Source organism: Aminobacter aminovorans (assembly GCF_900445235.1).
GTDB classification, from domain to species: Bacteria; Pseudomonadota; Alphaproteobacteria; order Rhizobiales; family Rhizobiaceae; genus Aminobacter; species Aminobacter aminovorans.
The window spans coordinates 4,380,016-4,402,331 of sequence record NZ_UFSM01000001.1; the positions used below are offsets into that span (position 1 = coordinate 4,380,016).

The 22,316-nt window shown below is 63.4% G+C and carries 21 protein-coding genes; 10 read left to right on the top strand and 11 right to left on the bottom strand.

Going from position 1 to position 22,316, the window contains the following annotated elements:
• Positions 1–48: 48 nt before the first annotated feature.
• Complete coding sequence (locus DY201_RS21660) at positions 49–417, bottom strand: SH3 domain-containing protein (RefSeq protein WP_115733005.1); 369 nt, start codon at positions 415–417, stop codon at positions 49–51.
• Positions 418–534: 117 nt separating this feature from the next.
• Here DY201_RS21660 and DY201_RS21665 point away from each other — a divergent pair, with 117 nt between their 5' ends.
• Entirely contained in the window at positions 535–2,634 is a 2,100-nt protein-coding gene (locus DY201_RS21665) for a S9 family peptidase (protein WP_115733006.1), read from the top strand.
• Positions 2,635–2,672: 38 nt separating this feature from the next.
• Here DY201_RS21665 and DY201_RS21670 read toward each other — a convergent pair whose 3' ends face one another.
• The 4 genes from DY201_RS21670 to DY201_RS21685 form a co-directional block, all read right to left on the bottom strand.
• Complete coding sequence (locus DY201_RS21670; RefSeq protein WP_115733007.1) at positions 2,673–3,626, bottom strand: cytochrome c; 954 nt, start codon at positions 3,624–3,626, stop codon at positions 2,673–2,675.
• Positions 3,627–3,636: 10 nt separating this feature from the next.
• Positions 3,637–4,074, bottom strand: a complete 438-nt coding sequence (locus DY201_RS21675; protein WP_115733008.1) for a c-type cytochrome — start codon at positions 4,072–4,074, stop codon at positions 3,637–3,639.
• Between the two features lie 179 nt (positions 4,075–4,253).
• A complete protein-coding gene (locus tag DY201_RS21680) occupies positions 4,254–4,850 on the bottom strand; it encodes a superoxide dismutase (RefSeq protein WP_067964376.1) in 597 nt (198 codons plus the stop codon).
• 107 nt (positions 4,851–4,957) lie between these two features.
• Positions 4,958–5,836 (bottom strand): branched-chain amino acid aminotransferase, encoded by an 879-nt coding sequence (locus tag DY201_RS21685; protein WP_115733919.1) that lies wholly within the window; start codon positions 5,834–5,836, stop codon positions 4,958–4,960.
• Positions 5,837–5,977: 141 nt separating this feature from the next.
• Here DY201_RS21685 and DY201_RS21690 point away from each other — a divergent pair, with 141 nt between their 5' ends.
• Both DY201_RS21690 and DY201_RS21695 read left to right on the top strand, forming a co-directional pair.
• Complete coding sequence (locus DY201_RS21690) at positions 5,978–6,640, top strand: haloacid dehalogenase type II (RefSeq protein WP_115733009.1); 663 nt, start codon at positions 5,978–5,980, stop codon at positions 6,638–6,640.
• A gap of 179 nt (positions 6,641–6,819) precedes the next feature.
• Positions 6,820–7,560: a L,D-transpeptidase gene (locus DY201_RS21695; RefSeq protein WP_115733010.1), complete on the top strand. Its 741-nt coding sequence runs from the start codon at positions 6,820–6,822 to the stop codon at positions 7,558–7,560.
• Positions 7,561–7,638: 78 nt separating this feature from the next.
• Here the strand turns inward: DY201_RS21695 and DY201_RS21700 are convergent, their stop codons facing one another.
• Positions 7,639–9,192, bottom strand: a complete 1,554-nt coding sequence (locus DY201_RS21700) for a helicase HerA-like C-terminal domain-containing protein (RefSeq protein ID WP_115733011.1) — start codon at positions 9,190–9,192, stop codon at positions 7,639–7,641.
• 140 nt (positions 9,193–9,332) lie between these two features.
• Here DY201_RS21700 and DY201_RS21705 point away from each other — a divergent pair, with 140 nt between their 5' ends.
• Both DY201_RS21705 and DY201_RS21710 read left to right on the top strand, forming a co-directional pair.
• Positions 9,333–9,554, top strand: a complete 222-nt coding sequence (locus DY201_RS21705) for an AbrB/MazE/SpoVT family DNA-binding domain-containing protein (RefSeq protein ID WP_115733012.1) — start codon at positions 9,333–9,335, stop codon at positions 9,552–9,554.
• The gene (locus DY201_RS21710) at positions 9,551–9,940 is read left to right on the top strand and encodes a type II toxin-antitoxin system death-on-curing family toxin (RefSeq protein ID WP_115733013.1); all 390 of its coding nucleotides are present in this window, start codon (positions 9,551–9,553) and stop codon (positions 9,938–9,940) included. Before DY201_RS21705 ends, DY201_RS21710 begins: the two co-directional genes overlap by 4 nt.
• Here the strand turns inward: DY201_RS21710 and DY201_RS21715 are convergent.
• The 4 genes from DY201_RS21715 to DY201_RS21730 all read right to left on the bottom strand — a co-directional run bounded on the left by DY201_RS21715 (position 9,937) and on the right by DY201_RS21730 (position 13,441).
• Positions 9,937–10,407, bottom strand: coding sequence for a GreA/GreB family elongation factor (locus DY201_RS21715; protein ID WP_115733014.1), 471 nt, complete (start codon positions 10,405–10,407; stop codon positions 9,937–9,939). The genes DY201_RS21710 and DY201_RS21715 overlap by 4 nt on opposite strands.
• Positions 10,408–10,472: 65 nt before the next feature.
• Positions 10,473–11,477, bottom strand: a complete 1,005-nt coding sequence (locus DY201_RS21720) for an asparaginase (RefSeq protein WP_115733015.1) — start codon at positions 11,475–11,477, stop codon at positions 10,473–10,475.
• 72 nt (positions 11,478–11,549) lie between these two features.
• Positions 11,550–12,281 carry an SDR family NAD(P)-dependent oxidoreductase gene (locus DY201_RS21725; RefSeq protein WP_115733016.1) on the bottom strand — a complete coding sequence of 244 codons (732 nt, stop codon included), beginning with the start codon at positions 12,279–12,281 and terminating at the stop codon, positions 11,550–11,552.
• Positions 12,278–13,441 carry an acetyl-CoA acetyltransferase gene (locus DY201_RS21730; RefSeq protein ID WP_115733017.1) on the bottom strand — a complete coding sequence of 388 codons (1,164 nt, stop codon included), beginning with the start codon at positions 13,439–13,441 and terminating at the stop codon, positions 12,278–12,280. The genes DY201_RS21725 and DY201_RS21730 overlap by 4 nt, the downstream gene beginning before the upstream one ends.
• Positions 13,442–13,633: 192 nt before the next feature.
• Between DY201_RS21730 and betI the strand changes: the two genes are divergently transcribed.
• The 5 genes from betI (at position 13,634) to betB (ending at position 20,014) form a co-directional block, all read left to right on the top strand.
• Positions 13,634–14,227 (top strand): transcriptional regulator BetI, encoded by a 594-nt coding sequence (betI, locus tag DY201_RS21735; RefSeq protein ID WP_115733018.1) that lies wholly within the window; start codon positions 13,634–13,636, stop codon positions 14,225–14,227.
• Complete coding sequence (gene betC / locus DY201_RS21740) at positions 14,224–15,750, top strand: choline-sulfatase (protein ID WP_115733019.1); 1,527 nt, start codon at positions 14,224–14,226, stop codon at positions 15,748–15,750. Before betI ends, betC begins: the two co-directional genes overlap by 4 nt.
• Positions 15,747–16,748: a threonine/serine dehydratase family protein gene (locus DY201_RS21745; RefSeq protein ID WP_115733020.1), complete on the top strand. Its 1,002-nt coding sequence runs from the start codon at positions 15,747–15,749 to the stop codon at positions 16,746–16,748. The genes betC and DY201_RS21745 overlap by 4 nt, the downstream gene beginning before the upstream one ends.
• The gene (betA, locus tag DY201_RS21750) at positions 16,741–18,393 is read left to right on the top strand and encodes a choline dehydrogenase (protein WP_115733021.1); all 1,653 of its coding nucleotides are present in this window, start codon (positions 16,741–16,743) and stop codon (positions 18,391–18,393) included. Before DY201_RS21745 ends, betA begins: the two co-directional genes overlap by 8 nt.
• A gap of 157 nt (positions 18,394–18,550) precedes the next feature.
• Positions 18,551–20,014: a betaine-aldehyde dehydrogenase gene (gene betB / locus DY201_RS21755; RefSeq protein WP_115733022.1), complete on the top strand. Its 1,464-nt coding sequence runs from the start codon at positions 18,551–18,553 to the stop codon at positions 20,012–20,014.
• A gap of 60 nt (positions 20,015–20,074) precedes the next feature.
• Here the strand turns inward: betB and DY201_RS21760 are convergent, their stop codons facing one another.
• On the bottom strand, positions 20,075–22,315 hold the full coding sequence (locus tag DY201_RS21760) for a mannose-1-phosphate guanylyltransferase/mannose-6-phosphate isomerase (RefSeq protein ID WP_115733023.1): 2,241 nt from the start codon (positions 22,313–22,315) through the stop codon (positions 20,075–20,077).
• Between the last annotated feature and the right edge of the window lies 1 nt (position 22,316).

Sequence of the window (22,316 nt, forward strand, 5' to 3'; positions counted from 1 at the left end):
GTGCCGCCGCGCCATCTCGCAACGGCCAAGGCGGGGCTCAACAGGCGGTCAATATGGCGTGATGTACTTGCCGTAGACCCAGCCCGTCACGAAATGTCCGTTCTGGGCAGGGTCATGCCAGACCTGGCACCAGCGGTAGCGAACCCGTTGTTCCTGTTTCCATTCAGGCAGATGCGAAATGTTCAACAGATCGACGCCGCCGGTGCACGTGCCGGTCATCTGCAGCACCATGCCATTGGGATAGGCCGCCTGCTTCTGCGAGCCGTTGGAAGGATATTTGCGGATGTTCAGCGTGTCGCCGAACGGAACGTCAGTCACTTGCCAGGCGGCAAAAGCCGCCGCATGCGCTTGGCCGGCCAGCAGCCCGACAGTCGAAGCGACGACAAGGGCCGCGGTCATTTTCGATAGCATGTTCATCTCCTCCGGTCGGTCCGGTCAATTGGAAGGTTGGACGAAACAATGCAACTCAGCCCTTGAACCCGCCCTGATCGGCGTGTTCATTCGCCATTCAAGATTCATCCCATGCGAGACCTGATGACCCGACCTGCCATTTTCGCCGACATTGCCGCGCCTTCGACAGAGCGCCGCCCCGTCTCCGACACGCGTCACGGCATTACGCGCGTCGACGAATACGCCTGGCTGCGCGCCGACAATTGGCAGGAGGTATTCCGCGATCCAAGCGTGCTCGATCCTGATATCCGCAGTCATCTCGAAGCCGAAAACGCCTATCAGGCCGAGTTGATGACCGACACCGCCGCGCTCAGGAAGGCGCTGTTTGCGGAAATGAAAGGCCGCATCAAGGAAGACGATTCCTCGGTGCCGATGAAAGACGGCCCCTTCGCCTATGGCTCGTCATTCAAGAAGGGCGGCGAGCAGCCGCGCTACTTCCGCATCCCCAGTGAAGGTGGTGCAGAGGAGATCATTCTCGACGGCGACAAGGAGGCCGACGGCCACGCCTATTTCCGCCTCGGCGGCATCGACCACTCGTCGGATCACAAGCGCCTGATCTGGGGCTTCGACGACAAGGGATCGGAGTTCTACACGCTGCGCGTTCGCGACATCGCCAGCGGCGAGGAACTCGGCGACGTCGTCGGCGACACCGGCGGTTCGGGCACATGGGACGCAGCCAATACCGGCTTCTTCTACACCCGCCTCGACCCAAACCACCGGCCGTCAAAGGTGTTCTACCATGGGCTCGGCACAGACGCCGTAGCGGACCGGCTGGTCTATGAGGAAACCTACCCCGGCTTCTTCATGAATGTCGGAGGCACGCGCTCCAACGAATGGATCATGATCTCGATCAGCGATCATGAGACGTCGGAATACCGCCTGTTCCCGGCAACCGATCCGCTCGCCGCGCCAAAACTCGTGGCAGCGCGCGAGATTGGCCTGCAATACGACCTTGAAGAAGGCGGCGACATCTTCTTCGTGCTGACCAACGCCGATGGCGCCAAGGACTTCAAGATCATGACGGCCCCCGTCAGCGATCCGGTACGCGCCAACTGGAAGGAACTGGTCGCCCACGAACCCGGCCGCCTGATCCTCTCGGTGATCGGCTTCAAGGACTTCATGGTCCGCCTCGAGCGCAAGGAAGGCTTGCCCCGCATCGTCGTCCATGAGCGCGCGACCGGTGCCGAGCACCTCATCTCCTTCCCCGAAGAAGCGTTCTCGCTCGGGCTGTCGGGTTCCTACGAATACGACACCGACACCATGCGCTTTTCCTATTCGTCGATGACCACCCCGTCGCAGCTGTTCGATTACAACATGCGGACGCGCGAACGGACCCTGCTCAAGACGCAGGAAGTGCCATCAGGCCACAATATCGAGGACTATGTCACGCGCCGCCTGATGGCTCCGGCACCTGACGGCGAACTGGTGCCGATCTCGCTGATTTATCACCGCGACACCCCGCTCGACGGAACGGCACCCTGCCTGCTCTATGGCTACGGCTCCTATGGCATGACCATTCCGGCCTCGTTCAACACCAACTGCCTGTCGCTGGTCGACCGCGGCTTCGTCTACGCCATCGCCCATATCCGCGGCGGCAAGGACAAGGGCTATGCCTGGTATGACGACGGCAAGCGCGCGACCAAGGTCAACACCTTCACCGACTTTATCGCCTGCGCCCACCACCTCGTCGCCGAGCGCTACACCTCACATGACCGCATCGTCGCGCAAGGCGGCTCGGCCGGCGGCATGCTGATGGGAGCGGTCGCCAACATGGCGCCCGAGGCCTTTGCCGGCATCATCGCCGAGGTGCCCTTCGTCGACGTGCTGACCACCATGCTCGACGACACCTTGCCGCTGACGCCGCCGGAATGGCCCGAATGGGGCAATCCGATCGCCTCGGAAGCGGACTACAAGACCATCGCCGCCTACTCTCCCTATGACAATGTGGCTGATGTCGACTATCCGCCGATCCTGGCGGTGGCCGGCCTGACCGATCCACGCGTCACCTATTGGGAGCCGGCCAAATGGGCGGCCCGGTTGCGCGAGCGCAAGTCGGGCAACAGCCCGGTGCTGTTCAAGATCAACATGGATTCGGGCCATGCCGGCGCCTCCGGCCGCTTCTCGCGGCTCGAGGAAGTCGCCTTCAACTATGCTTTCGCGTTGAAAGTGGCCGGGCGCGCCTAGCACCGGGAGCGGCCGGCGGCCCATGGCCGCCGGTGTGCTCAGCCCGCCGGCTTTGGCTGTTGCGCCGGATAACCGTTGGGATGTGGCGGGATCGCCTTGAGGTAAGCGGCGATCGCCTCCCGGTCCGCGGCAGTCAGCCTCGCCATGTTCTTCTGAACCTCGACCATGGTGCCGCCCACCGAATCGAACTCCGGCGTGAAACCGGTTTCGAGATAGCCGGCGATATCTCCTTCGGACCAGCCGCTGATGTCTTTGCCTTCGGGCGTGATGTTGGGCACGACGCCATCGCCTTCCGCGGCCCTGGCGCCGGCCAGCCACTGGCCCTTCTCGGTGCCGCCGGCAAGGCTGCGCGGTGTGTGGCATTCGCCGCAATGGCCGGCACCTTCGACAAGGTCCCGCCCGTGCAACACCTTCTCGGGCGTGCCCTCGGCAAAGGCGACCACGGGTTCATTGCTGAGATAGAGCTGCTTCCAAAGACCCAGCCCGCGCCGAATGTTGAAGGGGAAGCCAAGGTCATGGTCGGGCGCCCTGCCCTCCACGGCCGGAAGCGTCTTCATGAAGGCGTAGAGATCGGCGACATCAGACGGCTTCATGCGGGCATAGGACGCATAGGGAAAGGCCGGGTACAGGTGCTGCCCGTCGCGCGAGAGCCCCTTCAGCATCGCATTGGCGAAGTCTTCGAGCGACCATGCACCGATGCCATCAGTGGGGTCGGAAGAAATGTTCGGCGCAACAAAGGTGCCGAACTGGGTCTTGAGCTCGACGCCGCCTGCAAGCTGCAGCCGCGCGTCGCCGTCGGATTTCGGCCTTGCGTGGCATGAGGCACAACCGCCAGCGTCAAATATCCGCTGGCCACGGCTGGCGTCACCGTTTCCCAAGGCCGCCAGTGTGTCAGGCGCCAGCTTGTCCGGCACCGTCAGCCACCAGAAGATTGCGGCCCCGGCGCCACCAAGCGCCAGAGCCGCGACTGCGAGTTTCCTGAAGACAGCCATCCCGAGGGGGTCAGCCCTTCTTCACACGGAAGGCCTCATGGCAGGTGCCGCAGGTCTGGCCAATCGTGCCGACCTGCGCCTTCAATGCATCGACATCGGCAGCCGGGCTTGCGACTGCAGCAGCGGTCACGGCCTTGAACTTGTCGACTTGAGCCTGGAATCCAGCCAGGTCCTCCCAGATCTTGGGCGAAGCGGTCGTGTCGCCCTGGTCGCTCCCCGCAGGGAACGACGCCGCCACATCGATCTTCTGGACGCTGTCGTTGAGCGCGGTCAGGGCCGCGACGACAGCTGCCGCATCGAACGGCGCTTCGCCCTTCACCATCTTCGCAAGTGTGCCGACTTGCTTCGCATTCTCCTTCATCACCGCCTGACGATCAGCAATCACATCGGCGAATGCTGCGGTGGTAGCGAGCGCGAGCGCTGCGACGGCAAACACAATCTTTTTCATAAGGTCCTCTCTCGGTTGCAACTGCTGCCTAGGGCCAACGGCGAAACTGGCGGAATTCGTCCGGGAATTCTCATCACGCTTGCGTGACTGTTAGTGTTTTTCAAACATTGCCACCCAAATGCAAAAAACCCCGGACCTGCCGGGGTTTTTCGTATCGCATCTATGAACCGGGCTTGAGCTCAGGCCTTTTCGTAGAGCTCGAGCACGTAGTCCCAGTTGATCAGGCTGTCGACAAATGCCTCGAGGTACTTCGGACGGGCATTGCGATAGTCGATGTAGTAGGAGTGCTCCCAGACGTCGACGCCGAGGATCGGGGTCGCGCCGTGAACCAGCGGGTTCTCGCCGTTCGGGGTCTTGGAGATGGCGAGCTTGCCATCCTTGACCGACAGCCAGGCCCAGCCCGAACCGAACTGCGTGGTGCCGGCAGCGATGAAGTCAGCCTTGAACTTGTCGTAGCCACCGAGGTCGGCATCGACGGCCTTCTGCAGTGCGCCTGGCAGCTTGTTGCCGCCGCCGCCTTTCTTCATCCACTTCCAGAAGTGGACGTGGTTGTAGTGCTGGGCTGCGTTGTTGAACAGGCCGGCATTCTTGCCGAACGACTGCTTCACCACCTCTTCCAGCGACAGCTTGTCCATGCCCGCTTCGGCAGCCAGCTTGTTGCCGTTGTCGACATAGGCCTTGTGATGCTTGTCGTGATGGTACTCGAGCGTCTCCTTCGACATGAAGGGCTGCAGCGCCTCGTAGTCGTAGGGCAATTCGGGCAATTCAAAAGCCATGGATCATACTCCCTTGCTGGCAATTTCGCGGCATGACTATGCCGTCTACAGATAGGTCGTCATCATCTTGGAAACAGATGAGAGGCACTGTTTTTTCTTCGCTGCACTCAGGCCTTGCCGGTAGAGTGAGCCCACTCCCAATATAGCTCGCGAGACTTTTTTGCTACCGGTCCCGGTTGGAGATTTCGATCTTCGATGCGCGTCACCGGAACGACCTTGGAGTGGTTTCCTGTCGAGAAAATCTCGTCGGCTTCGAGGAATTCGCGCACCGAAAGCGTCTTCTCGACGACGGTGTAGCCGTGCTCGGCAAGCAACGACATTGTCCGGCTACGGGTAATTCCGGAAAGGAAAGTTCCATTTGGCGCCGGCGTGAGAACCTGGCCGTTCTTGACCAGGAAGATGTTGGACGATCCGGTCTCGGCGACATTGCCCAGCATGTCGAGCACCAGCGCATTGTCGAAACCACGCATCTTGGCGTCGAGGATCGCGCGGCCGTTGTTGGGGTAGAGACAGCCGGCCTTGGCGTTGGTCGGCATTGTTTCCATGCTCGGCCGGCGGAACGGTGACAGGCCGATCGAAAATCCGGTCGGTGGCAGCATCGGTGATTCGTAGAGGCAGAGGCAGAACCGTGTCGAGGCCGGGTCGGCCGGAACGCCCATATAGCCGCCATGCTCGGCCCAGTACATCGGCCTGATATAGACCGCCGTCTTGCCGTCGAACTTCTTGAGCCCGTCCCAGGTAAGCCCGACGATCTGCTCGGGGCTCATCGACGGCTTCAGGCCGAGCGCAATCGCCGAGGAGTTGACCCGCCGCGAATGGGCTTCAAGATCGGGCGCCACGCCCTCGAACCAGCGGCCACCGTCGAACACGCTGGACCCAAGCCACATGGCGTGGCTGCGCGGACCGATGAGGGCGACATTGCCCTCATGCCAATCGCCATCGACATAGGTCCAGGTCGTGGATTGTGCAGCCGCAGCGAGCGTCATGGTCTTTTCCCGTCGCATCTTGTTGGTGGCGGGCATCGAAAAGGCTTTGGCAGGCCTCGTCAACCGGCAGCAGGCCTAAATGTTGGAGCCAGCGGATAGTTGTGCTTGCGCTCGCCGCCAAGCCGTTGGAAAACCACAGGCATGCGCCACGCCGCCTACATATTCGACGCCTATGGCACACTGTTCGACGTGCATGCGGCCGTTCGCCGCCACGCCGCCGACATCGGCCCGGATGGCCAGCTGCTTTCGGAGATCTGGCGGGCCAAGCAGCTCGAATATTCCTGGGTCCGCACCCTGATGGGCGCCTATCTCGACTTCTGGCAGCTCACCGAACAGGCGCTCGACTTCGCCTTCCGCAAGGTGCCCTCCGTCGATCCGGCACTTCGCAGCAGGTTGCTCGACGCCTATTGGAAGCTCGACTGCTATCCGGAGGTTCCTGCCGTCCTGCGCAACCTGAAAGACAATGGCGCGCGGCTGGCCATCCTGTCCAATGGTTCGCCAGCGATGCTGGAAGCTGCCGTGCGTTCGGCCGGCCTCGACCTCATCCTGGACGAGGTGTTCTCCGTAGACAGCGTCCGCCGCTTCAAGACGGACCAGTCGGTGTATGACCTGGTGGCCAGCAGCTGGCGTCTCTATCCCGAAGCGATATCGTTCCAATCGTCCAATCGGTGGGACATAGCGGGGGCCGCCAAGTTCGGCTGCCGCACCGTCTGGATCAACCGCGCCGACCAGCCGGACGAGTACCGGGACTTCCCGCCATCCCTGATCCTGCCGTCGCTGGAAGGTTTAGTTACAATTGGTTAGCTAACCATAGGTCAGGCATGTTGCCATAACGCAACAGTGATTGGCGCGTCACATCGTTGCCATGCTTTGTCCACCCTAAGGTCGGATTTTGAACCGCCTATCTCCGTGAGCGTTAGGGGACGCCGACCGTTTCCCTTGAATTCACCATTTCTTTCGAACTGGACTCCTAGATCGCAGCCATGCCCATATCACATGATTCATCCCGCCCCCTCTCGAGGCGCGGCTTTCTCAACCTGGCGGCCGCAGGTGCGGCCACGGCAGCGCTTTCGGCCTGCTCGACCGTCAGCGGAGGCGGCCAGTTCGTAGAAGCGCCGCAAATCGTCCCCCCGACGCCAACAATCGACCCGGCCTTTGGCGACTACGTCAACATGTATGGCCCTGTCAGCGACGAAGGCTACGAGGTTCCCGGCATTCCGATCAAGAAGGTGAAGCCACAATTCCTTCGCCAGGTCGTCGCCGATCCGACCGGCGAACGTCCCGGCACGCTCGTCGTCGACACCTCGACGCACTTCCTCTATCTGGTCCGCGAGAATGGCGAAGCGATCCGCTATGGCGTCGGCCTGGGCCGAGCCGGTTTTGCCTGGTCGGGACGTGCCGTCATCCAGTGGAAGCGCAAGTGGCCGAAGTGGACGCCGCCGGACGACATGATCGGCCGCGACCCGAAGCTCGAGAAGTACAGCGTCCGCAACGGCGGCATGGCGCCTGGCCTGAACAATCCGCTCGGCGCCCGGGCGCTCTACATCTTCCAGAACAACGAGGACACGCTCTACCGCGTCCATGGTTCGCCTGAGTGGTGGACGATCGGCAAGTCGGTGTCGTCGGGCTGCGTTCGCCTGATGAACCAGGACATCATGGATCTCTACGATCGCGTGCCTTCCAAGACGCCGATCCTGGTCACCAACGGCCTCGGCATGGCCTGACCTCAGGCTGGCTCACCAACGAAAACGGCGCGTCCCCGACGCGCCGTTTTGCTTTGGTCCGTTGGGAGACTGGCTGGCTTAGAAGCCCTTCTTGAGGCTGCCGAGAATGCCGCGCACCAGCGCCCGGCCAACCGACGAGCCGACAGAGCGCACCACCGACTTCAGCGCCGCTTCCGTCACCGTCTGGCGGTTCGAGGTCCGCGGCCGCGGTGCATTGCCGGTGTTGCGGCCACTGGGCGCGGGTGCGTCGTTGCCGAAGCCCGGAATGGTCCAGCCGCTGCCACCGCCGGTATTCGCCTGCTGCGCTTCCTCCTGGGCCTTTTGCGCCTCGAGCGCCTTCTTCTGCAGCATTTCAAAAGCCGATTCGCGGTCGACAGTCTCGTCGTACTGACCGGCGACCGGGCTCTCATTGATCAGCTTCTGTCGCTCCTGCGGCGTGATCGGCCCGAGCCGCGATGCCGGCGGCCGGATCAACGTCCGCTGAACCATCGATGGCACACCCTTGGCCTCGAGCGTCGACACCAGTGCCTCGCCGGTGCCGAGCTGGGTGATCGCGGTGGCGCAATTGAAGTCAGGGTTCGGACGGAAGGTATCGGCAGCCGTCTTCACCGCCTTCTGCTCGCGCGGCGTGTAGGCGCGCAGCGCATGCTGGACACGGTTGCCGAGCTGGGCCAGCACGGCTTCGGGGACGTCGAGCGGGTTCTGGGTGACGAAATAGACACCGACGCCCTTCGAACGGATCAGGCGAACGACCTGCTCGACGCGGTCGACGACGATCTTCGGCGCCTCGTCGAACAACAGGTGCGCTTCGTCGAAGAAGAACACCAGCTTCGGCTTGTCTGGATCGCCGACCTCGGGCAGCACCTCGAACAGTTCCGACAGCAGCCAGAGCAGGAAGGTCGCGTAGAGCCGCGGGTTCATCATCAGCTTGTCGGCGGCAAGCACGTTAATCGCGCCGCGGCCATCACGCGTCGTACGCATGATGTCGGCGATCTTCAGCGCCGGCTCACCGAAGAAGTGGTTGCCGCCCTGCTGCTCGAGCACCAGCAGCGAACGCTGGATCGCGCCGACCGAAGGCTTGGTGATATTGCCGTAGCGGGTACCGATTTCGTCGGCGCGATCGGCGATGTTGGCCAGCAGCGACTGCAGGTCCTTCATGTCGAGCAGCAGCAGGCCTTCCTCGTCGGCAATGCGGAAAGCGATGTTGAGCACGCCTTCCTGCGCCTCCGTCAGGTTCATCAGCCGCGACAGCAGCAGCGGGCCCATTTCGGAAATGGTAGCGCGGATGGGGTGCCCCTGTTCGCCGAACAGGTCCCAGAAGATGACTGGGAATTCCTGGAACTCATATGGGTCGAGCTTGATCGCCTCAGCGCGTGCAGTGAGAAAATCCTTGGCCTCGCCGATCATCGAGATGCCCGACAGGTCGCCCTTGATGTCGGCGCAGAACACCGGAACGCCGGCATTCGAGAAGCCTTCGGCAAGGATTTGCAGCGTCACTGTCTTGCCGGTGCCGGTCGCGCCGGTAACCAGGCCGTGGCGATTGCCGTATTTCAACAGCAACTCTTCGGGTCGTTGATAGCTATCGTCCGGCTTGCGGCTGGCACCAATGAAAATGCTGTCGTCCTGCGCCATGGGCGTTGTCTCCGGCAATGCTATTTTCCGACCGCAGCTGCGGCCACCTGCAAGGTATAGTGGCCGTCCTCGCGAGCCACAATGGCTTGGTTCCCGCGTATCAGCATGTTATACGCAAGTTATAACATGGAGACATTGCCATGAACGTGACGGTGCGCAAGATCGGAAACTCGGAAGGCATCATCCTGCCCAAGGAATTGCTTGAACGGCACAATCTCAAGGCCGGAGACACGCTTGAGATTGTCGAATCCAAGGATGGCCTCGCCCTCAAACCCACAGACGACGTATTCGAGCGGCAGATGGAAGCGGCCGGCAAGTTCATGGACAGATACAAGGTGGCGCTTCAGAAACTCGCCGAATGAGCCCGCAATTTCTGAACCGGCGCGTCGTCGAGGCGATGCATGCAGAACAGCTCCGGCGGCATGGCGGCGCGCAAGGGCTTCGCGATGAAAATGCGTTGGAGTCGGCGGTTGGCCGTGCTGAAAACAAGGCTGCCTATGGCGATCCTACGATCACGGACCTGGCCGCCGCTTACCTGTTCGGACTCGCACGCAACCATCCCTTCGTCGATGGCAACAAGCGGACGGCGATCGTGGCGGCAGGTACGTTTCTGGCAGTGAACGGCTACGACCTCACCACCGACGATGGCGCGCTCTATCTGTTCGTGATGGGTGTCGCGGCTGGCGAAATCGATGAAGCCGGTGCGGCTGCCTTCTTCCGCGACCACACTGTTCCGGTCGAAACCTAGCTGCCCAGTTCGACGATTTCCCATTCATGGCCGTTGACCGAGGCGAGGTCGCCAACGGACTTGCCGAACAATGCAACCGCCATCGGCGAGGCATGCGAGATGCGACCCTTGGCGGCGTCAGCCTCGTCTTCGCCGACGATCTGCCAGACGTTGCGCTTGCCCTTGTCATCCTCGATGACAACCTTCATGCCGAAGCGAACGACCGTGCTGTCAGGTTCGGGAACGGAAACCTCTGCTGTCTCGCGGCGCGACTGCCAATAGCGCAGGTCGCGCGACACCGTCGCAATGCGCTCGCGGTCGGCATCGGCCTCGGCCTTTGCCAGATCTTCGCGCAGGCTGGCGAGCAGGGTTTCGATATGGGCGAAACCCTGCTCGGTGACCAGGTTTCGCGACGCGCTGACCGGCCGCTCGCCAATGTCGGCGATTACGTTTTCGCTATCGTCTTCGCGGGTAAAAGCTCTGCTCATCAACCGAACCTAGGTGTTCGCTGCATGGATAACAAGCCAGCCAGGCTGACCCGCTCATTGCGCCCTCAGCCGAATGCAGCAGTGGGCCGAAGCGACGCAACTTCGATGCCGTTCCAGTTTTTGAGCACAGGATTGGCAGCCTTGATCATGCGACCCGACAGAGCTTCGTCACGTGCCAAAAGCCTGGCAAGGACCGCCGCGATCATGACCTCGGCCGCCCTGCCCGCGCCATCGTCGCATTTCAACGCGATGCCGAGCCCAAGCTCGGGAACGGCCGCGCAAAACACGCCTTCGGCGCCAACCTTGACGAAGATGCGTCCGGGTGCAGTCTGCATCAACTCCGTATCGGCCCTGTCGGTTCCAGCCACCAGAAAAGGTTCAGTCATGCAGGCCGACATCAATCGGCGCGCCGCCTGTGCCCTTTCGGTGCCGAGGCCATTGCCGGTGACCATGCGCGCGAACCCCAAAGCAAGGTTTTGCAGCGGTACGGCAAAAGTCGGGATCGAACAGCCATCGATGCCGCGATTGGCCTCGTCGTGCCGGGCCCCTGTCACCGCTTCCATCGTCTCCCGGACCATTTCCTGAAAACGATGCTCGGGCCTGACATAGCCCTGATGCGCAATGCCGAGATGGCGGCAGGTGCAGACGAAGGCCGAATGCTTGCCCGAGCAATTGTTGTGCAGCGCGCTTGGCGATCCGCCACTGCGCGCCAGCGCAATCGTGGCGCCGTGGTTGGAAGGCCAATGCGCGCCACATTCGAGCGCGTCGGCCTCGAGGCCTGCCCTGGCGAGCATGGCGTTGGCAAGCTCTGCATGAGCGACCTCGCCTGAATGCGAGGAGCAGGCCAGCGCGAGTTCACGGTCGCCGAAGCCATACGCATCGGCCGTGCCGCTTTCGACGAAAGGCAGCGCCTGGATCGCCTTGACCGCCGAGCGTGGGAACACCTGTTGCTGCGTGTCGCCTGTGGCCCAGACCTGCTTGCCATCGCCGTCGACGACAGCGACCGCGCCGCGATGCACGCTTTCAACGAGGTCGCCGCGCAGCACCTCGACAAGAACCGGATTTGCCATTTTCAACGAGCCTTCATGCGCTTGCGGATGATTTTTGCAGGGGCATGCTGCTTGCCAACAAGCCGTGCAGCATCATGCCCTGTCACCCGATAGCGCGGCGGCGAGGAATCCGCCATCCACCGCAAGAGTATGACCGTTGACATAACTCGCTTCCGGGGAAAGCAGGAAGGCGACAGCGGCGGCGATCTCCTCGGGCTCGGCATAACGCCCCTGCGGCATCAGGCGTGGCGCAAGCCCGCCGCCATTGCCATCCGCCTCGATCTCGGTAGGCCCGGCAGCGACGGCATTGACCCGAACGCCGCGATTGCCGACCTCCAGCGCCAGCACTTCCGACATCAATTTCAGCCCGGCCTGCGAGGCGGCGATGGCGAGCCTGCCGCGATGCGCGCGCAGGCCGGCGACCGAGCCGACATTGACGATGGACAAGGAAGCCCCCATCCGTTCGAGCGCGGCATGGGCCGCGATGAACGGCCCGACCAGATTGATGTCGAGCGCTTCGCGCAACATTTCAGCGCTGGTATCCTCGGCACTTGCACAACGGTCGAAGCTGGCCACCGCGACCAGTCCGCCGACGAGGCCGAGGCTGTCGACCACCTGGTCGAACGCTTCGGCGACATTGTCCTCGTCGGTCGGATCGGCCTCGATGAAGACGACATCGTCATTGTCGATGGCGTCTGCTGCAGCGGCAAGGGCCGCCGCATCGCCATCGATCATTGCCACCGGCCAGCCATCGGCAACCAGGCGCTCGGCCACCGCAAGGCCGATGCCCGACGCACCGCCGATGACAACGGCCGAATGCCTCATCTGATGCGATCCAGGATCGACACGTAGTTGGCGACCGCGGCACCACCCATGTTGAAGATGCCGCCGAGCTTGGCATCCTTGACCTGGATGCCGCCGGCCTCGCCGGCGAGCTGCATGGCGGTCAGAACGTGCATCGACACGCCGGTCGCACCGATGGGGTGCCCTTTCGACTTGAGGCCGCCGGAGGGATTGACCGGCAGGCGCCCGTCCTTGGCGGTGATGCCTTCCATGGCGATACGGGCACCCTCGCCGCGCGGCGCAAGGCCCATGGCCTCATATTCGATCAGCTCGGCGATGGTGAAGCAGTCATGGGTCTCGACGAAGGACAGGTCGTCGAGCGAAACGCCGGCCTGCTTCAGCGCCTTGTTCCAGGCCACCTCGCAGCCTTCGAACTGCAGGATGTCGCGCTTCGACATCGGCAGGAAGTCCTGCACATGCTCGTTGGCACGGAAGGCAACGGCGCGGCGCATGCGCAATGCGGTGGTGCTGTCGGTCAGGACGAGTGCCGCAGCCCCATCCGAAACCAGCGAGCAGTCGGTGCGCTTGAGCGGTCCAGCGACAAACGGGTTCTTCTCGCTCTCCTGGCGGCAGAAGTCGAAGCCGAAATCCTTGCGCATCTGGGCATAGGGATTGTCGACGCCATTCTTGTGGTTCTTGGCAGCAATCATCGCCAATGCGTCCGACTGGTCGCCATAGCGCTGGAAATAGGCCTGGGCGATCTTGCCGAACACGCCGGCGAAGCCTGCCGGGGTGTCCCCGTCCTCGGGCAGATAGGATGCCTTGAGCAGGTTCTTGCCGATTTCGGGCCCGGGCGTCGTCGTCATCTGCTCGGCGCCGACCACGAGCACGATCCGCGACCCGCCGTTTACGGCGCGGATGCCTTGCCGCACCGCTGCCGATCCCGTGGCGCAGGCGTTTTCGACCCGTGTCGCCGGCTTGAAGCGCAGACGGTCGTCGGCCTGCAGGACGAGGCTTGCGGTGAAATCCTGGGCGGAGAAGCCGGCATTGAAATGGCCGAGCACGATCTCATCGACGTCGTCCGGCCCTATGCCGGCATGCTCGAGCGCGTCGCGCGCAACCTTGGTGATCAGGCTTTCCAGCGTTTCGCCTTCAAGCTTGCCGAAGCGCGAATGCGCCCAGCCCACGATGCATGCGGTCATCAATGCCTCCAATCGCAGGGCGCATGTTGCGCCATTTCAGGGGTGAATCCAACGCCCCCATTAAGTTCAATATTGAACAAATCTCGGCGGGTTTCAATGTCGTTTCGACGTCGGAAATGGGGTATCAGGCGGCGGAGTTTTTATTGATTGATGAGTCAATTAAAAATAATCTGAGCCTCGGAGGTTGGTTGAATGCCCAAGGTCGGAATGGAGCCGCTGCGCCGCAAGGCGCTGATCGACGCGACGATCTCTGCGATCGGCGAGCACGGCACGCTCGACGTGACGATGTCGGAGATCGCCGGCCGCGCCGGCGTCTCATCCGCGCTGGCCCATCATTATTTCGGTGCCAAGGACGAACTGCTCGCCGCCACCATGCGGCACCTTCTGTCCGAGCTGCTGATCGACACGACCACGGCACTGCGTCAGTCAGAGACAGCCCGCGCCCGGGTCTCGGCCGTCATCTCGGTCAACTTCTCCGACAAGCAGTTCCGATCGGAAACGATCGCTGCCTGGCTCGCCTTTTATGTCGAGGCGCAGAAGTCACCGGCGCTGCGTCGCCTGCTGCGCGTCTACGCCCATCGCCTGCATTCGAACCTGATGAGCGGCCTGACGCAGTTGCTGCCGCATCCTGAGGCCGGGCGCGTCGCCGAAGCGACAGCCGCGCTGATCGACGGGCTCTACATTCGCCGGGCGTTGCGCGACGGCATCCCCAATGCTGCCTCGGCCATCGCGCTGGTCGAGGATTATCTCGAGTCCAAACTCTCGCAGACGGGACCTGCACGATGACCGGGAAGCCCAACATCCTCATCGTCATGGTCGACCAATTGGCCGGCACGTTTTTCCCCGACGGCCCGGCCGACTTCCTGCACGCCCCGCATCTCAAGGCGCTGGCCGCACGCTCGGCCCGGTTCAAGAACAACTACACGGCGTCGCCGCTCTGCGCGCCGGGGCGGGCCGCCTTCATGTCCGGGCAGTTGCCATCGCGTACCGGCGTCTATGACAACGCCGCCGAGTTCACCTCGTCGGTTCCGACCTTCGCGCATCACCTGCGCGCCGCCGGCTACCACACCGTATTGTCGGGCAAGATGCACTTCGTCGGGCCGGACCAGATGCATGGTTTCGAGGAGCGGCTTACGACCGACATCTATCCGGCCGATTTCGGCTGGACGCCCGACTACCGCAAGCCCGGCGAACGCATCGACTGGTGGTACCACAACCTCGGCTCTGTCACCGGCGCAGGGACGGCCGAGATCAGCAACCAGATGGAGTATGACGACGAGGTCGCCTTCCTGGCAGGCCAGAAGCTCTACGACTTCGCCCGTGTCTCCGATCAGGCCGACCGCCGGTCCTGGTGCCTGACCGTCTCATTCACCCACCCGCACGACCCCTATGTGGCGCGCCGCCAGTATTGGGACCTCTACGACGACTGCCCTGCACTCGACCCCGAAGTCGGCTTCATTTCGGCCGAACGGCAGGACCCGCATTCGCAGCGCCTGTATCTCGCCAGCGACTATGCCAGTTTCGACATCACGCCCGAGCAGGTGCGCCGATCGCGTCGCGGCTACTTCGCCAACATCTCCTACATCGACGACAAGCTCGGCGAGCTGCTGTCGGTGCTCGAACGCACGCGCATGCTCGACGACACGGTCATCCTGTTCTGTTCCGACCATGGCGATATGCTCGGCGAGCGTGGCCTGTGGTTCAAGATGTGCTTCTACGAGGGCTCGGCGCGCGTCCCCCTGATGGTCGCGGGCAAGGCCCTGTCGGCGGGCCTGATCGAGGCGCCGACCTCCAATCTCGATGTGCTGCCGACGCTGTGCGACCTCGCCGGTATCGACCTCTCTGATATCGCGCCCTGGACCGACGGCCAGTCGCTGCTGCCGCTGGCGCGTGGTGAACAACGCTCTGCCCCGGTGCTCATGGAATACGCCGCCGAAGGCTCCTATGCGCCGCTTGTCGCCATCCGCGACGGCCGCTTCAAGTTCGTCCACTGCGAGATCGATCCGCCACAACTGTTTGATCTGGAATCGGATCCCCGCGAGCTCCGCAACCTCGCCACGGACCCTGCTCACGCCGACCTGGTCGTCAGCTTCATGGCCAGGGTCCGCGCCCGCTGGGACATGGCCGGCTTCGACGCTGCCGTGCGCGAAAGCCAGGCCCGCCGCTGGGTCATCTATCCCGCCCTGCGCAACGGCGCCTACTACCCGTGGGATTTCCAGCCGCTGCAAAAAGCGTCCGAGCGCTACATGCGCAACCACATGGATCTCAACGTGCTCGAAGAGCGCAAGCGTTTCCCGAGAGGCGAATGATGACCACTCTTGTTCCAGGCCTCGACCGGCTGCGCGAGGCCTATGCCGAGACGTCGCAGGCGACGCAACTCACGCCGCTGCTCGAATCCGCCGTGCTCGCCCGTGAGACCGGTGCAGCGCGTGTGTTCGTCAAGGCAGAGTCGCTGCAATGGTCCGGCTCGTTCAAGGCACGCGGCGCCTATTGGCGGCTGAAACAGCTTTCATCGCATGAAGCCAAACGCGGCGTGGTCGCCTTCTCATCAGGCAACTTCGCCCAGGGTCTCGCCGCGGCCGGCCAGTCGCTCGGCATTCCCGTCACCATCGTCATGCCCATCGACGCGCCCGCCGCCAAGCGCGAGGCGACCAAGGGCTATGGCGCGCGCGTCGTCCTCACCGACCATGGCGACCGCGCCCGCGAAGAGGTCGCTGCCGCCAAGGCGCGCGAGATCTCCGAGACCGAAGGGCTGGTCCTGCTCCACCCGTTCGACGATCCCGAGATCGTCGCCGGCCAGGCCGGCGCCGGCCTCGAAGCGCTCGACCAACTGGCGTCAAAGGGTGTTACGGCCGACATCGTGCTCTGCCCCGTCGGCGGCGGCGGGCTGATCGGCGGCGTGGCTTTGGCCTTCCATCACCTTTCGCCGTCGACCGAAGTGTTTGCCGTGGAGCCCGAAGGCTTCAACGGCCTGGGCGCGTCGCTTGCCAATGGCACGCTATCTGCCGTGCCGCTGGCGGAGAAATCGATCTGCGACGGGCTGATGGCGCGCCGGCCGGGCGAAGCGCCCTTTGCCGCCATCACGACCACCAATGTTCGCGCGCTGACCGTCGACGACGCATCCGTCCGCCGCGCGATGACCACGGCCTTCGAGCGGCTGAAGCTCGTGCTCGAGCCATCGGGCGCCTCGTCGCTGGCGGCACTTCTGGGAGGAAAGGTCGACGTGGCCGGCAAGACCGTGCTCGTCGTCGCAACCGGCGGCAACGTCTCGCTCGCCGACTTTTTGGTTCATGTGAACAATGCTTGAAGCAGATTTCGTAATCGTCGGCTCCGGCTCCGCCGGCTCGGCCATGGCCTACCGCCTGTCGGGGGACGGCAAGCACTCCGTCATCGTCATCGAATATGGCGGCACCGATTTCGGGCCGCTGATCCAGATGCCGTCGGCGCTGTCGATCCCGCTCAACATGAGCCGCTACGACTGGGGCTTTTCCAGCGAGCCCGAACCGCATCTCGGCGGCCGTGTTCTCGCCACCCCGCGCGGCAAAGTACTCGGCGGCTCGTCCTCGATCAACGGCATGGTCTATGTCCGCGGCCATGCGCATGATTTCGACCATTGGGCCGAGCAGGGCGCCACCGGCTGGGGTTATGCCGACGTGCTGCCCTACTTCAAGCGCATGGAGCATTCGAACGGCGGCGAGGAAGGCTGGCGCGGCACATCGGGTCCGCTCAACGTGCAGCGCGGCCCGCGCAAGAACCCGCTCTACCAGGCATTCGTCGACGCCGGCAGGCAGGCCGGTTTCGAGCTGACCGAAGACTATAACGGGTCTAAGCAGGAAGGCTTTGGCGCCATGGAGCAGACGATCCATGGCGGGCGCCGCTGGTCGGTCGCCAACGCCTATCTCAGGCCGGCGCTGAAACGCGGAAATGTTCGCATCGTCAATGGCTTCGCGCGCCGCGTAGTGATCGAGAATCAACGTGCGACCGGTGTCGAGATCGAAGCTCGCGGGAAGATCCAGGTCGTTAAGGCACGACGTGAGGTGATCGTCTCAGCCTCGTCGATCAATTCGCCGAAGCTGTTGATGCTGTCGGGCATCGGCCCGGCCGAGCACCTGAAGAAGCACGGCATATCAGTCGTCGCCGACAGGCGCGGCGTCGGCCAGAATCTCCAGGACCACATGGAGCTCTACATCCAGCAGGAATCGACCCAGCCGATCACCCTGCACTCGGTCTTCAACCCGTTCTCCAAGGCGCTGATCGGCGCGGAGTGGCTGCTGTTCAAGACCGGCCTCGGCGCGACCAACCATTTCGAGGCCGCAGCCTTCGTGCGCTCGAAATCAGGCGTCGACTATCCCGACATCCAGTTCCACTTCCTGCCGGCAGCCGTTCGCTACGACGGCAAGGCGGCGGCGAAGTCGCACGGCTTCCAGGCCCATGTCGGTCCGATGCGGTCGAAGTCGCGCGGCGCGATCACCCTTCGCTCCGGCGACCCGTGGGACAAGCCGGAGATCCGTTTCAACTACATGTCGCATCCCGACGATTGGGAAGACTTCCGCCACTGCATCCGCTTGACCCGCGAGATCTTCAGCCAGTCCGCCTTCGATCCGTTCCGCGGCAGCGAGATTTCGCCCGGCAGCCATGTGCAATCCGACGAACAGCTCGACGCCTTCATCCGCGAGCATTCCGAAAGCGCCTACCATCCCTGCGGCACCTGCCGCATGGGCCGTGCCGACGATCCGACCAGCGTTGTCGATCCGGAGTGCCGGGTGATCGGCGTCGACGGCCTGCGCGTCGCCGACTCCTCGATCTTCCCGCGCGTCACCAACGGCAACCTCAACGGCCCGTCGATCATGACCGGTGAAAAGGCGTCCGACCACATATTGGGGCGGACACCGCTCGCGCCGTCGAACCAGGAGCCGTGGATCAATCCGCGCTGGCAGGTCTCCGACAGATAGAGCGTCGTGCGTCGGAATGGACGCACGAGGGACGCTCTAACTCAATGAACCTGCGCATCGTGTTTTCCGAAAATCGATTCCGATTTTCAGGCCGATGCGCTAGAGCATCATCCGGCCAACTCGTCCGGACCATCGAAACTACAACTGGAGCAAACGCATGCGCGCCCAGCCCAAAGCTTCGCACTATGTCAACGGCCGCTACATCGACGACGAGCGCGGGGCAGCGATCCCGGTCATCTATCCGGCAACCGGCGAGACCATCGCCGAGTTGCGGTCGGCGACGCCCAACATCGTCGAGCTGGCGGTCGAAGCGGCGCGCGAGGCGCAGCCGGCCTGGGCGCGGCTGAAGCCGGTCGAGCGTGGCCGGATCCTGCGCCGTGCCGCCGACATACTGCGTGCCCGCAACGAGGAACTGTCGCGCATCGAGACGCTCGACACCGGCAAGGCGATACAGGAGACGCTGGTGGCCGACGCAGCCTCAGCCGCCGATTGTCTTGAGTACTTCGCCGGTGCGGTCGCTGCCTTCAACGGCGACTATGTCGATCTCGGCGGCCCCTTCGCCTACACCAAGCGCGAGGCGCTCGGCGTCTGCGTCGGCATCGGCGCCTGGAACTATCCGATCCAGATCGCCGGCTGGAAGTCGGCCCCGGCGCTCGCCATGGGCAACGCCATGGTGTTCAAGCCGTCCGAGAACACCCCGCTGTCGGCGCTGGCGCTGGCCGAGATCTACACCGAGGCCGGCCTCCCCGATGGCTTGTTCAACGTCGTCCAGGGTTATGGCGATGTTGGCGCAGCACTTGCCGCCCATCCCATCGTCGACAAGATCTCGCTCACCGGTTCGGTGCCGACGGGCAAGAAGGTGCTGTCGCTCGCCGGCTCGCACATGAAGCACGCGACGATGGAACTCGGCGGCAAGTCGCCGATCATCGTCTTCGACGACGCCGATCTCGAAAACGCCGTTGGCGGTGCCATGCTCGGCAATTTCTACTCGACCGGTCAGGTCTGCTCCAACGGCACCCGCGTGTTTGTCCAGAAGGGCCTGCACGACCGCTTCGTCGAGCGTCTGGTCGAACGTACCAAGTCGATCCGCATCGGCGACCCGCTCGACCCTGAAACACAGATGGGCCCACTGGTCAGCAAGGCCCAGCACGACAAGGTTCTTGATTACATCGCCGTCGGCCAGCGCGAGGGCGCCGAGCTCCGCTGCGGTGGCGGGGTGCCGTCGCTGCAAGGTTTCGAGGGTGGCAACTTCGTCGAGCCGACCGTGTTCACTGGCGTCACCGACACCATGCGCATCGCCCGCGAGGAGATCTTCGGCCCTGTCATGAGCGTGCTGTCCTTCGACAGCGAAGAAGAGGTGATCACCCGGGCCAACGACACCGAGTTCGGCCTCGCCGCCGGCGTGTTCACCAAGGATATCATGCGCGGCCATCGCGTCATCGGCGAGCTCAAGGCCGGCACCTGCTGGATCAACGCCTACAATCTGACGCCGGTCGAAATCCCCTTCGGCGGCGCCAAGCAATCGGGCATCGGCCGCGAGAACTCGCTCGCCGCCCTGTCGCACTATTCGCAGCTGAAGACTGTCTATGTCGAGACAGGCGACGTCGCGAGCCCGTACTGAACGGGCATCTCCTGAGAAGCAAAAGCCGGCCAATTGGCCGGCTTTTTTGTTGGTTCGGAGTCAGTGCGCGACATCCTCGGTCTTGTCGAGATATTGCGTCAGTGCGGTCACCAGATGGTAGAAGATGCTGGCCGGCACTTCCTTGGCCAGCGAGCGGCCGCGCTCGTCGATCTGGTCGATCCACAGTCCCTGCGGCGCGGGGTCGATATGCCAGCGAAACAGGCGTCCGACACGCGCTTCGATCTCCGGCTTGAGGTCGGGGCCGCCGGTACCGTCGAGCGCGACGGCCGCCTTGATCGCTTCGGTCTGCGGCCAGCTGCGCGAGATGTTGTCGAGCGGCAGGCCCTGCCGTGACACTGCTCCATAAGCGAGCCCCGTCGCGCGGTTGAGGCCGTTGGCAACCGCCGAGGCATAGAGCTTGCGGCCGAAGGCAACCAGATCCTTCTGGCCGCTCTTGTCGGCGAAATCGACCAGCAGCGATGCCCATTCGAAATGATGGCCGGGCTCGGTCCACTGGCCCTTTTCGCCCGATGCAGGATGCCAGTCGCGGTCGAAGAACTCACCCAGCGTCCAGCTGTCGACGTCGAAGAAATGGCTGCGGAACAGATCGATGATGCGCGCTGCCCGCCTGAGATAGGCGCGGTCGCCCGTCACCGCGTGCCAGGCGAGAAACGCCTCCAGCAGATGCATATGCGGGTTGGACCGACGCACGCCCTCGCCGTCAGGGCTTTCCATGAAACCGGTCATGCGCTCGTCCTCGAGGTGCTTGTCGAGGAAGGCGAATGTTTCGGTGGCCAGCCCCAGCGCCTCGGCGTTGCCCGAACGATGGGCATGGGCCAGCGCCAGCAGAACGCAGGCGTGGTCGTAGGCGTCTTCAACCGGGTCCTGGACGCTGCCGTCAGGGTTCAGCGTCCGCACCCAGCCGCCGCGTTCGGTACGACCCTTGTCGGCCATGAAGCGTATGCCGTGATCGATGAGCTGATCGGCCCTGCCGTCCCAGCCACGCTGCTTGGCGACGGAGAAGGCGTAAACCTGCCGCGCCATGGTGCGCATGCGCTTTGGCTTGGCCAAAGGCCGCGCATCGAAGCCGAGCGCCTCGTGAAAACCGCCGAACTGCTCGTCGACGCCTGAAGTCGACCACAGCGGCAGCGTCTCTTCCATCAGCCAGTGCTGCACCCGCCTTCGCCAGGCGCCATTGGCGAGCACACGGCCATGCGCCGGCGTGAACTTCGTCTCCAGCCGACCGCTCTTCTCGAGCTGCTCGACGATCTTCTTGACGTTCTGGCTGTGACTGACAGGCGCAACGAAGGTCGCGTCGGACGTCGAGACGATGGCGACGTCCTTGAGGCCGATTGCCGAAAGCAGGCGCCCTTCGCCGCGCAGGTAGGAGTTCTCGCAATCGATGGCGACGACATCGCCGACAATGACATTGCCGTTCTTGTCGGAGGGACTGACATCGAGCAGCGACTGCCAAGACCCCAGGTCGTTCCAACGGAAACTCGCCGGCACCATGGCGATGCCGCTGGTGCGCTCCATGATGGCATAGTCGATCGAGTTGGAGGGAATGTCCTGATAGAGATCCAGCGGCATGTAGACGCCGGATAGATCGCTGGTCTGTGCCTGAAAGGCTGCTTCGGCCTTCTGCCAGATCTCGGGCTGGTGCTTGAGGAAGGCGTCGCGCATGGCGCTCGCCTTGAACAGGAAGATGCCGGCGTTCCAGAAGAAGTTGCCGGCAGCGAGATAGGCTTCGGCGGTCGCCAGATCCGGCTTTTCGACAAAGCGGGTTACGTCTGCGACGTCGCCAGCTTCGCCACCAACCTCGATGTAGCCGTAGCCGGTCTCCGGCGTCGCCGGCTTTATGCCGAAGACGACAAGGCGCCCGGCATTGGCCGCAGGGACACCCCGCTCGACCGTGTCCCAGAACTGGCGCTGGGTCGAGATTTCGTGGTCCGAAGGCACCACCAGCACGATGCCGTCGCCATAGGCCTTGATCGTCTGCAACGCCGCGATTGCAACGGCTGCCGCCGTGTTGCGGCCCGTCGGCTCGAAGATTGCGCCGCCGCCGGCAAGATCGATCGCTGCGAGATCGGCCCGCACCCGTTCGGCATGGCGCTCCGATGCGATCAAATAGATCGGGGTTTCGCCGTCGTCGCGCGCGGCAAGCCGCTTCAGCGTCTTGACCAGCATCGAGCCATCGCCCGACAGATCGTGGAACTGCTTGGGGTTGTCCTCGCGGGACAGCGGCCAGAGCCGGGAGCCGACGCCTCCGCTCATGACAAAACTGACGATCCTCTCGGCCATG

What these genes read in the sequence shown, in the direction of transcription:
- DY201_RS21660 (WP_115733005.1), bottom strand. Translation starts at nt 417, where the DNA reads ATGAACATGCTATCGAAAATGACCGCGGCCCTTGTCGTCGCTTCGACT.
- DY201_RS21665 (WP_115733006.1), top strand. Translation starts at nt 535, where the DNA reads ATGACCCGACCTGCCATTTTCGCCGACATTGCCGCGCCTTCGACAGAG.
- DY201_RS21670 (WP_115733007.1), bottom strand. Translation starts at nt 3,626, where the DNA reads ATGGCTGTCTTCAGGAAACTCGCAGTCGCGGCTCTGGCGCTTGGTGGC.
- DY201_RS21675 (WP_115733008.1), bottom strand. Translation starts at nt 4,074, where the DNA reads ATGAAAAAGATTGTGTTTGCCGTCGCAGCGCTCGCGCTCGCTACCACC.
- DY201_RS21680 (WP_067964376.1), bottom strand. Translation starts at nt 4,850, where the DNA reads ATGGCTTTTGAATTGCCCGAATTGCCCTACGACTACGAGGCGCTGCAG.
- DY201_RS21685 (WP_115733919.1), bottom strand. Translation starts at nt 5,836, where the DNA reads ATGACGCTCGCTGCGGCTGCACAATCCACGACCTGGACCTATGTCGAT.
- DY201_RS21690 (WP_115733009.1), top strand. Translation starts at nt 5,978, where the DNA reads ATGCGCCACGCCGCCTACATATTCGACGCCTATGGCACACTGTTCGAC.
- DY201_RS21695 (WP_115733010.1), top strand. Translation starts at nt 6,820, where the DNA reads ATGCCCATATCACATGATTCATCCCGCCCCCTCTCGAGGCGCGGCTTT.
- DY201_RS21700 (WP_115733011.1), bottom strand. Translation starts at nt 9,192, where the DNA reads ATGGCGCAGGACGACAGCATTTTCATTGGTGCCAGCCGCAAGCCGGAC.
- DY201_RS21705 (WP_115733012.1), top strand. Translation starts at nt 9,333, where the DNA reads ATGAACGTGACGGTGCGCAAGATCGGAAACTCGGAAGGCATCATCCTG.
- DY201_RS21710 (WP_115733013.1), top strand. Translation starts at nt 9,551, where the DNA reads ATGAGCCCGCAATTTCTGAACCGGCGCGTCGTCGAGGCGATGCATGCA.
- DY201_RS21715 (WP_115733014.1), bottom strand. Translation starts at nt 10,407, where the DNA reads ATGAGCAGAGCTTTTACCCGCGAAGACGATAGCGAAAACGTAATCGCC.
- DY201_RS21720 (WP_115733015.1), bottom strand. Translation starts at nt 11,477, where the DNA reads ATGGCAAATCCGGTTCTTGTCGAGGTGCTGCGCGGCGACCTCGTTGAA.
- DY201_RS21725 (WP_115733016.1), bottom strand. Translation starts at nt 12,281, where the DNA reads ATGAGGCATTCGGCCGTTGTCATCGGCGGTGCGTCGGGCATCGGCCTT.
- DY201_RS21730 (WP_115733017.1), bottom strand. Translation starts at nt 13,441, where the DNA reads ATGACCGCATGCATCGTGGGCTGGGCGCATTCGCGCTTCGGCAAGCTT.
- betI (WP_115733018.1), top strand. Translation starts at nt 13,634, where the DNA reads ATGCCCAAGGTCGGAATGGAGCCGCTGCGCCGCAAGGCGCTGATCGAC.
- betC (WP_115733019.1), top strand. Translation starts at nt 14,224, where the DNA reads ATGACCGGGAAGCCCAACATCCTCATCGTCATGGTCGACCAATTGGCC.
- DY201_RS21745 (WP_115733020.1), top strand. Translation starts at nt 15,747, where the DNA reads ATGATGACCACTCTTGTTCCAGGCCTCGACCGGCTGCGCGAGGCCTAT.
- betA (WP_115733021.1), top strand. Translation starts at nt 16,741, where the DNA reads ATGCTTGAAGCAGATTTCGTAATCGTCGGCTCCGGCTCCGCCGGCTCG.
- betB (WP_115733022.1), top strand. Translation starts at nt 18,551, where the DNA reads ATGCGCGCCCAGCCCAAAGCTTCGCACTATGTCAACGGCCGCTACATC.
- DY201_RS21760 (WP_115733023.1), bottom strand. Translation starts at nt 22,315, where the DNA reads ATGGCCGAGAGGATCGTCAGTTTTGTCATGAGCGGAGGCGTCGGCTCC.